This window comes from Nocardioides sp. P4_G4 (assembly GCF_056401085.1).
Genome location: NZ_JBFUKA010000133.1, coordinates 1 through 8433, shown reverse-complemented (window position 1 = coordinate 8433; position 8433 = coordinate 1). Strand labels below are relative to the sequence as shown.

Sequence of the window (8433 nt, the reverse complement as noted above, 5' to 3'; positions counted from 1 at the left end):
CGGCAGCACGGCCTCGGTCGCGCCGCAGGTGCTCCGCGACCTGCCCGGCGGCCGGCGCTTCCAGGCCGAGTGGATGCAGTTCCAGGTCGAGGCAGCCACGGGGGTGTGCGCCGACCTGGCGTCGCTCGCCGAGCAGATGTCCGAGGGGCGCAGGGCCGTGGCGCGCGCCGCGGCCGGATGGGGGGCGGACATGGTCTCGAGCGGCACGGCTCCCTTCCGGGTCGCCGGGACGGGTCAGACCACCGACGACGACCGCTTCCGGCACCTGCGCGAGCGGTTCCCCGACATCGCCGAGGAGACGGTGGTGTGCGGCGCCCACGTGCACGTGGGCGTGCCGACGCGAGCGGAGGGGGTCGAGGTCCTCAACCGGGTGCGCGGGTGGCTCCCGGTGCTGCTCGCCCTCAGTGGGAACTCGCCGATGTGGGAGGGGGGCGACTCCGGGTGGGAGAGCTACCGGCACCGGGTCTTCGGTCGCTGGCCGACGGCGCGGCTGGCGCCGTGGTGCATCGACGAGGCCGCGTACGACTCCGCGATCGAGGAGCGCATCTCGGCACGCGACGCGATCGATGCGAGGAGCGTCTACTGGTACGCGCGCCTGTCGCCGCGCTTCCCGACGGTGGAGTTCCGCATCGCCGACACCGGCCTCACCGTCGCCGACACCCTGCTCCAGGCGGCCCTGTGTCGTGCCCTGGTCGCCACCGCGCTCGCCGAGGCCCTCACCCACCAGCCGGCGGCCATGGTGCCGGAGCACGTCCTGGAGGAGTCGCTGGTGAGCGCGGCCCGGTACGGGCTGGGCACGCTCATGATCGATCCGCGCGAGGGAGTCCTGGCGCCCGGCCAGGCTGTCCTCTACCGGATGGTGGAGCACCTGCGCCCTGCCCTCCAGGCCTCGGGCGACTGGCCGACGGTCGCCCAGCTCGTGGCGCAACGACGTACGCAGAAGTCCGGGTCCGCGCGGCAGCGGGCACTGCGCAAGCGGCTCGACGAGGTGGGGTTCGTGGCCGCCCTGGCGGCGGCCAGCCTTCCGGACGGACCGACCGGTGCCGCCCGTGCCGCGGCAGGCACCGACCCCTGGCGGGGGCCGTGATGACCGAGGAGGACGACTGATGAGCGCACTGACGACGGCTACGGAGTCCCGGCTCCGCCGGGCCGTCGCGCTCGGCGCCGGCATCGTGTGGGTGGGTGTCACCGGGCTCGTCCTGGCGTTGGGGGTGGTCGCGGCCACCGTCCTGCTCGGCTGGGCCGCGACGTGCGGCCTCTTCCTGCTGGTGGCCGTGTCCGGGTGGCTGTGGAGCGGACTGAGGTGGCTGCTCGAGGAGGACCCGGGCATCTTCCGCCTCCGGGCCGTGGGCCTCGTCCCCGCGATGGTGGTCGTGAGCGCGATCGGACTCCTCGGACTGCTCGGCCTGGCAGCCGTCCCCCTCGCCACGGTCCTGGCCCTGGCCCACCCCGCGGTCCGTCAGTGGATCCGCGTGAAGGTGGGTCCCGAGAGATGGGCACGGGTCGCGCCGACGAGGAAGCGGGTCGACCCGCCCCGTGCGGCGCCCGGGGCGCGGGTGGTGCCGTTGGTGGAGGAGCCCGAGCTCGTGGTGACCGACGAGCTCACCGACGGCGACCTGTGCGAGGCCTGGCGCAGCAGCTACGTGGCCCTGCAACGAGCCCGGACCGACGCCTCGCGCCTCCGGGCGGTCGAGATGCGCGCGCTGTACCTCGACGACCTGGAGCGACGCCTCGGCGACGACTTCACGCGGTGGATGAAGTCGCTGCCCAGGGCTGCCGAGGATCCGCGGCGGTTCCTGCGCGACCAGGAGCCCCGGGGATAGGGGCATGGACCTGGTGCGGACCGTGGCCCTGGTGGCCGCCCTGGCTGCCGGCAGCGTCGCGGCGATGCTGCTGGTCCGTCGCCGCGCCCCCGCGGGCAGCCGCTTCCAGGACGGGGACCGGGCCTCGGGTGTCTTCGGGAGCCTGGCCACCGGCTTCTCGGTGCTGCTCGGCTTCATGATCTTCCTCGGCTTCACCTCCTACGACACGTCCCTCTCGGGGTCGCAGGACGAGGCGACCCTGGTGGCCCAGCAGGTGGAGACGGCGCAGTTCCTCCCGTCGAGCGTCAGCCTGGAGCTCACGGGAGAGCTGGTCTGCTACGCCCGCTCGGTAGTCACCACCGAATGGGATGCGCTGTCGGCCGGGACCATGACCGCCGGCACCAATCCGTGGGGCGTCGAGCTCTACCGCACCATCCAGACGGTCGAGCCGCGATCGGACACCGCGCAGTCGGCGTACGACCGGTGGATGGACCAGACGGTCCAGCGTCAGCAGGCCAGGGACGACCGGATCCACGGCGCCGAGGGGATCTTGCCGACGCCGCTGTGGGTGGTCCTCTACATCGTCGCCGCGGTGATCTTCGTGTTCATGCTGTTCTTCGCCGACTCGGCCGAGGGCGCGCTCACGCAGGCGGTGCTCATGGGCAGCGTCACCGTCGTCCTCTCCTTCTCGATGCTGCTCCTCAACTTCTTCGACAGCCCGTTCAACGACGGCGCCGGTCAGCTCCGGCCGGAGGCGATGGAGCGCTCGCTCGCCCTGATCGACTCGGAGATGGCGCTCGTCGGCGTCGAACTGACACCACCGTGCGACGACCGTGGGCGCGCACGCTGAGCCGGCTCGGGTACGTCGTGCTGCTCGCGTCCGTGGCCCGGGTGACCACCTTCCCTGTCAGCGTGGCCCTCTGACGCCGAGCGGGGGCTCTCGTCGCGCTCAGGTCGCTCACCGCCATGCTGTGAACAGGTCGGCGTAGGGTCCTCGCTCGCTCACCAGAGCGGTGTGGTGCCCGGCCTGCACGACACGGCCGGCGTCGAAGACCAGGACCCGGTCGGCCCGCTCGGCGGTGGTCATCCGATGGGCGATGGAGACCGTGGTGCGGCCGCGGGTGAGGACACCCAGAGCGGCCTGGACCCGGACGTCGGTGGCGGGGTCCATACCGCTGGTCGCCTCGTCGAGGACGACGAGGTCGGGGTCCACCAGCGCGGTGCGGGCCAGCGCCACGAGCTGACGCTCGCCGACCGAGAGCCGGTCGCCGCGGGGTCCGACGCGGGTGTCGATCCCGTCCGGCAGCCCGTCGACCCAGTCGCTCAGGCCCAGGGCCTCGAGCACGCGACGTACGTCGGCACCGTCCGCCTCGGGCAGGCCGGCGGCGATGTTGTCGCGGAGCGAGGTGTCGAAGAGGAACGGGTCCTGGGGCACGATCACGACCCGCCGCTCGAGGGCGGCATCGGCGATGGTGGCCAACGACCGGCCGCCGAGACGGATCTCGCCGCGCGCCGGTTCGATCCGGCGGGTCAACAGCTTGGCGAACGTGCTCTTGCCCGAACCGGACTCGCCCACGACCGCGACGTGCTCGCCCGGTGCGATGGTGATCGTGAGGTCGTGGACGACCAGTGGCCCACCGGCGTACGCCGCCGCGACACCACGGATCTCGATGCCGACCGGGCCGTCCACCAGGTCGGCGGCGTGGTCGCCGGACACCACCGAGGACGGCGTCACCACGAGCTCGAGGGTGCGCCGCCACCCGACGAGGGCGTTCTGGGCCTCGCCGAGCGCCTGCACCAGGAACTGCAACGGCCGGACGAAGAAGGTCACCAGGAACACCATCGCGACCAACCGGCCCTCGGTGAGGTCGGGGGCGGGACCCCACTCCTGGTGCGTCGACCACGCAACGCCGAGCACGATGACGAGGACGGTCATCGTCGAGATCGCGACCTCGCCCAGCGCGGTGTTGCCGTGCAGCGGGACCAGGGTGCGCAGCTGGCTAGAGCGGGTCCGGTCGACCGCGTCGTCGAGCTGGGCCCGCATCCGCTCCGCGGTGCCGGTCACCCGGATGACCGGAGCGCCGATCACGGCCTCGGCCACCACTCCCTGCAGTGCCGACACCTCGGAGCGCACGGCGGCGAACCGTCGGGCGACGACGCGCTGGACACGGCGCATCACCACGAGCAGCACGACCGCCAGGGCGACCACCGGCACCGTGAGCTGCCAGCAGAAGGCAGCCATGACCGTCGTGGCCAGCGACAGCTGGGCGAGGTGGGTGACCATCTGGACCCCGCCGCCCTGGGTGAAGGTGGTGATGGTGTCGACGTCGCTGGTCAGCCGGGCCAACAGGTCGGTGCTGCGGACCTGGTCGGCGGTTGTGGCCGACATCTCGTGCACACGCTTCAGCCCCTGACGGCGCAGCGAGGCCAGCGCGCGCTCGAGCCGCCCCTGCAGTCGGCGGTTGAGGGCCCACGACGACAGGCCGGCCAGGAGCACGGCGCACGCACCGACGACCAGCGCCTGGCTGACCGCGGACGGCGCCAGGTTCCGGTCGATCGCCCGCTGCACGGTGAGCGGAGCGACGATCCGGCCGGCCCCGGCCGCCATCGCGAGCATGGCCGTCAGCCACAACCCGCTGGCCAGCACGGGGGTGACGAGGACGCCCAACCGCACCAGGGCCCGCGGACCGAGGTGGGACAGGTCGGCCAGGCCGGTCTCAGCCGGCGAGCGCGTCGTCACCGTTGACCGCCGTCTCGCCCGGGCGCACGCCGTACGCCGACACCAGACGCCGGTAGTCCGCGTTGCGCGTCATGACCGCGTCGTGGGTCCCGGTGTCCACGACGCGGCCGGCCGCGAGGAACACCACGGTGTCGGCGATCGCGAGCGCCGCCGGGCGGTTGGCGACGAGCACGACCGTTGGCCCTTGCGCGTCGACGAGCCCCCGCAGGCGCGCAAGGACACGGCGCTCGACGCGCGGGTCGAGCGCCGACGTCGCGTCGTCGAGCACCAGCAGCCGGGGTTCGCGTACCAGGGCCCGTGCCAGGCACAGCCGCTGCCGTTGACCGCCCGAGAGCGTCGCGCCTCGCTCGCCGACCACGGTGTCCAGCCCGAGGGGAAGTGCGGCGACGAAGTCAGCCGCGTCGGCGATCTCGAGCGCGCGCCACAGCTCGGCGTCGCTGTAGGCCCGGAGGTCCTGGCGCGGGTGGCCGTCGAGCACGAGGTTGTCGCGGATGGTCGTGCTGAAGAGGAACGCCGACTGTGCGACCAGACCGAGGGTCTGTGCGCGGCGGGCGGCGCCGAGGGCGGTCAGGGGTTCCCCGTCGAGGAGCACCGACCCAGTGCTCGGCAGCAGCTGGCCGCAGACCAGGTCGACGAGGGTGGACTTCCCTGCGCCCGTGGCCCCGACCAGGGCGAGGACCGTGCCGGCTGCGGCGCACAGCTCGACGTCGCGCACCAGCGAGGTCCGGCCCACCAAGAGGCCGACACGTCTCAGCTCGAGGCGCGCCGGTCCCACCGGAGCCGCGCTGCCGACGTCGCCGTACGTCGTGACCGGAGCCGCCAGCACGGCGCAGACCCGCTCCTGACCCGCGGCCGCGAGGGGCAGGATCGACAGGAACCGGCTCAGCACGCTGAGCGGGATGGACACGGTGAGCAGCAGGTAGCTCACGCCGACGAGCGAGCCGACGGTCATCGTCCCCGACGACACCGCGCCGGCACCGACCCCCAGCACGGCGAGCACCGCGACGGTGGGGAGGAGCTCCAGCAGGGGGTCGAAGACGGCGCTGATCGTTGCCATCCGGGTGTTGGCGGTCCGCAGGCGCTCGACCTCGGGTGCGAAGCGGGCGTCCTCGGCCCTGCCGAGGCCCAGGCTGCGCACCACCGGACCGCCTTCGATGCTCTCGTGTGCCGTGCGCGCGACGTCGCCGCGCGCGCTCTGTCCCTCGCGGGCACGGGGAGCCAGCAGCCTCTGGTACGCCGCGTTGAGGCCGAGCACGCCGGCGACGAGCACCAGGCCGATCGTGGCCAGCGCGGGAGCGGTGGTGGCGAGCTGGACGAGCGTGCCTGCCAGCATCAGGACCATCCCGAGAGCGAAGTAGAGCCACTGCACCGGTGACCACACTGCGTCGACGTCGGAGACCGCGTGAGCGAGCAGCCGACCCGGGGGATGACGGCGGTGCCAGGCCTGGTCGAGGTCGAGGTAGCGATGCACGACGGCACGACGGGTGGCGGCCTGCGTGCGGTGCTGCACCTGACCGGTGGCGACACCGCGGACCCAGATCGTGGCGCAGCGCACGGCCGAGACACCCAGGATCAGTGCGGCACTGGTCCACCACACAGACCCCGCCACGGCACGGCCGGTCAGCGCGGGCACGGCGAGGTTGTCGGTCGCCCAGCCGACCGCCGCTGCACCGACGACCATCGTCGCCCCGTTGACGAGGCCGGCGAGGGTGGCGAGGGCTGCGGGCCCGGGATGGTCGACGGACGCGCGGACCATCATCCGCAGGCCCCGTGTCAGCGTGCTCATGCGCGCCGCCGGGGCCGGGCCGGACGGCGGTCGGGCACCACGCCTGTCTCGCGCGCAGCCCCAGCGCGGGCCCGCTCAGGCAAGGACCTGATCGGCCGCGAGAAGGTCGGCCAAGGCCGGGCTGGGCGGGTCCGTCGCGGACACCTGCGGGCCCAGCAGCCGCTGCACCGCGGCGTTGAGCGGCGCTGCGAGCCCGTGTCGGCGCGCCATCAGCACGACCTCGCCGTTGAGGTAGTCGACCTCGCTGGAGGTGCCGCGGGCGAAGGACTGCCACGTCGAGAGCCGACCACCCACGTGACCCGCGACGGGCAGCACGGTGAAGTCCACGTCGCCGCGGTCGAGTCGGCCACCGGGTGGCAGGGTCATGCCGGCGGCCGTGAGGACCGCCAGCGCCTCCTCGCGCAGCAACGTCCCCGCCCGGTCCCGGCTCCTGTCATCGCCGGTGAAGAGGTCGAGTCCGTTGGCGACGTTGGCGAGGAGCTTGGCGGCCTTCTGCTGCCGGACGTCGTCGACCGACCAGACCGCGAAGCCGGCGCCGACCAGGTCGGCGACCAGCTCGTCCTGCAGACGGTCGCGCGGGGCGGCGTGGCGTCCGAGCCAGACGAGGCCGACGGCCGGCGGCAGCGACGGTGACACGATCTCCCCCGGGACGAGGTGACTGGCCGCGATCCCGATCGTGGCGCCGTAGACCCGGGCGAAGCGACGCAGCGCGAGGTCCTCGGTGAGCAGGCCGTTCTGGTAGGTCACGACCGGCAGGTCGGCCGCGACTCCCACGGGTGCGCCCGTCACGTCGACCACGGGCTGCCAGGCCCACAGGGCGAGCGCCGCCTCGGCGTCCTGGGTCTTGGTCGCCAGGACCAGGATGTCCTCGGGTCGTAGGGCGACGTCGTGGGGACCCGCGGCCACCGCCATGTGCACCACGTCGACACGGTCGGGACGGCGTACCACGAGGCCGTGGTCCCTGACGGCCCGGCCGTGCTCGCCCCGAGCGACGAGCACGACCTGGTGGCCCGCCGGCACGAGCTGTGCGGCGAGGGCGCCGCCGACAGCGCCGCCGCCGATGATCACGTAGCGGCGGTTGGTGGAGGCGGTCATGTGGCGAGGATCCGTCGTCCGGCGGCGAGCAGGGCGGTGTCCTCCTGCGGTGGGTGGATGCGCACGCACAACACGTCGCGCAGGTGTCGCTCGAGCGGGTTCGTGCGGGTGAGGGCGGGGTTACCGAGGGCCGCGACCGCGGTGTTGACCGCCGCGACGACCATCCGGGCGATCTGAACCTTGACCACCGAGAGCTGGGCGGTGACGTCGTGACCGGCGTCGAGGCGCAGGAGGGTCCCGAGAAGCAGTGCCTCGGCCGCGGCGACCTGGGCCTCGATCTCGCCGGCGACCGCCTGGATCCGCTCCGTGGTGGCGATGGGACGACCCAGTGCGGTCGGCACCCGCTCCTGGGCGTAGGTGACGAAGGCTGTGCGCGCGGCGCGGGCGACGCCGATGTAGAGCGCTGGGTGGCCGAAGCTGCCGGGGCCTGCGACCGCGGCCGGGTCGCGGTAGACCCCGTCGGTCAGCGGGATCTCGACGAAGTTCTCCAGTGGAACCGGCACGTCCTTGTAGACCACGTCATGGGTGTTGGAGGCCCGCAGCCCGAGGTGGTCCCATGTCTCGATCCAGGTGATGCCGGGTGCGTCGGCCGGCACCAGCAGGTGGCCCACTCGCTGCACCGGCTCGTCGGTCACGACCCAGACCACGTGGTAGGCGAGCGCAGTGCCGCCAGTGGCATAGGCCTTGTGTCCGGCGAGCGACCAGCCGTCCGCTGTGCGTCGTGCGGTGGTGGTGGGCAGGCCGCCGCGCGCCGGGGCCCCGAGCTCGGGCTCGGCGCGGATGGCGTTGACCAGCGCGGGCCCGTCCTGCGAGCGCCGGAGCAGGTCGGCGTACGCCGCCTCGGGCCAGTGCGGCATCGCCGCCTGGGAGGCGTGGGCGTTGAGGTTGTTGGCCGCCAGCAACCCGACCGAGGCGTCGCCCTCGCCGAGAGCGATGAGCACCCGGGCGGTGTCGATCCGGTCGAGGCCGGGGCCGCCGAACTGCTCGCCGACCGCCGCCGTGAGCAGGCC

At 73.4% G+C, this 8433-nt stretch carries 7 protein-coding genes; 3 read left to right on the top strand and 4 right to left on the bottom strand.

Annotation, left to right across the window (positions count from 1 at the left end; genetic code table 11):
• The 3 genes from AC1DQF_RS20515 to AC1DQF_RS20505 form a co-directional block, all read left to right on the top strand.
• The coding region (locus tag AC1DQF_RS20515) for a carboxylate-amine ligase (protein WP_477527081.1) at positions 1–1087 on the top strand (1087 nt) is incomplete at its 5' end.
• A 19-nt stretch (positions 1088–1106) separates the two neighbouring features.
• Complete coding sequence (locus AC1DQF_RS20510) at positions 1107–1823, top strand: hypothetical protein (protein ID WP_477527080.1); 717 nt, start codon at positions 1107–1109, stop codon at positions 1821–1823.
• Positions 1824–1827: 4 nt separating this feature from the next.
• Positions 1828–2652: a bestrophin-like domain gene (locus tag AC1DQF_RS20505; protein ID WP_477527079.1), complete on the top strand. Its 825-nt coding sequence runs from the start codon at positions 1828–1830 to the stop codon at positions 2650–2652.
• 108 nt (positions 2653–2760) lie between these two features.
• On the opposite strand, the gene AC1DQF_RS20500 is transcribed toward AC1DQF_RS20505, so the two are convergent.
• From AC1DQF_RS20500 to AC1DQF_RS20485, 4 genes are all read right to left on the bottom strand, one after another.
• A complete protein-coding gene (locus tag AC1DQF_RS20500) occupies positions 2761–4542 on the bottom strand; it encodes an ABC transporter ATP-binding protein (protein ID WP_477527078.1) in 1782 nt (593 codons plus the stop codon).
• Positions 4520–6328, bottom strand: coding sequence for an ABC transporter ATP-binding protein (locus tag AC1DQF_RS20495; protein WP_477527077.1), 1809 nt, complete (start codon positions 6326–6328; stop codon positions 4520–4522). Before AC1DQF_RS20495 ends, AC1DQF_RS20500 begins: the two co-directional genes overlap by 23 nt.
• A 75-nt stretch (positions 6329–6403) precedes the next feature.
• Positions 6404–7423, bottom strand: a complete 1020-nt coding sequence (locus tag AC1DQF_RS20490) for a ketopantoate reductase family protein (protein ID WP_477527076.1) — start codon at positions 7421–7423, stop codon at positions 6404–6406.
• A partial coding sequence (locus AC1DQF_RS20485) for an acyl-CoA dehydrogenase family protein (protein ID WP_477527075.1) occupies positions 7420–8433 on the bottom strand: 1014 nt, incomplete at its 5' end. The genes AC1DQF_RS20485 and AC1DQF_RS20490, both read right to left, overlap by 4 nt.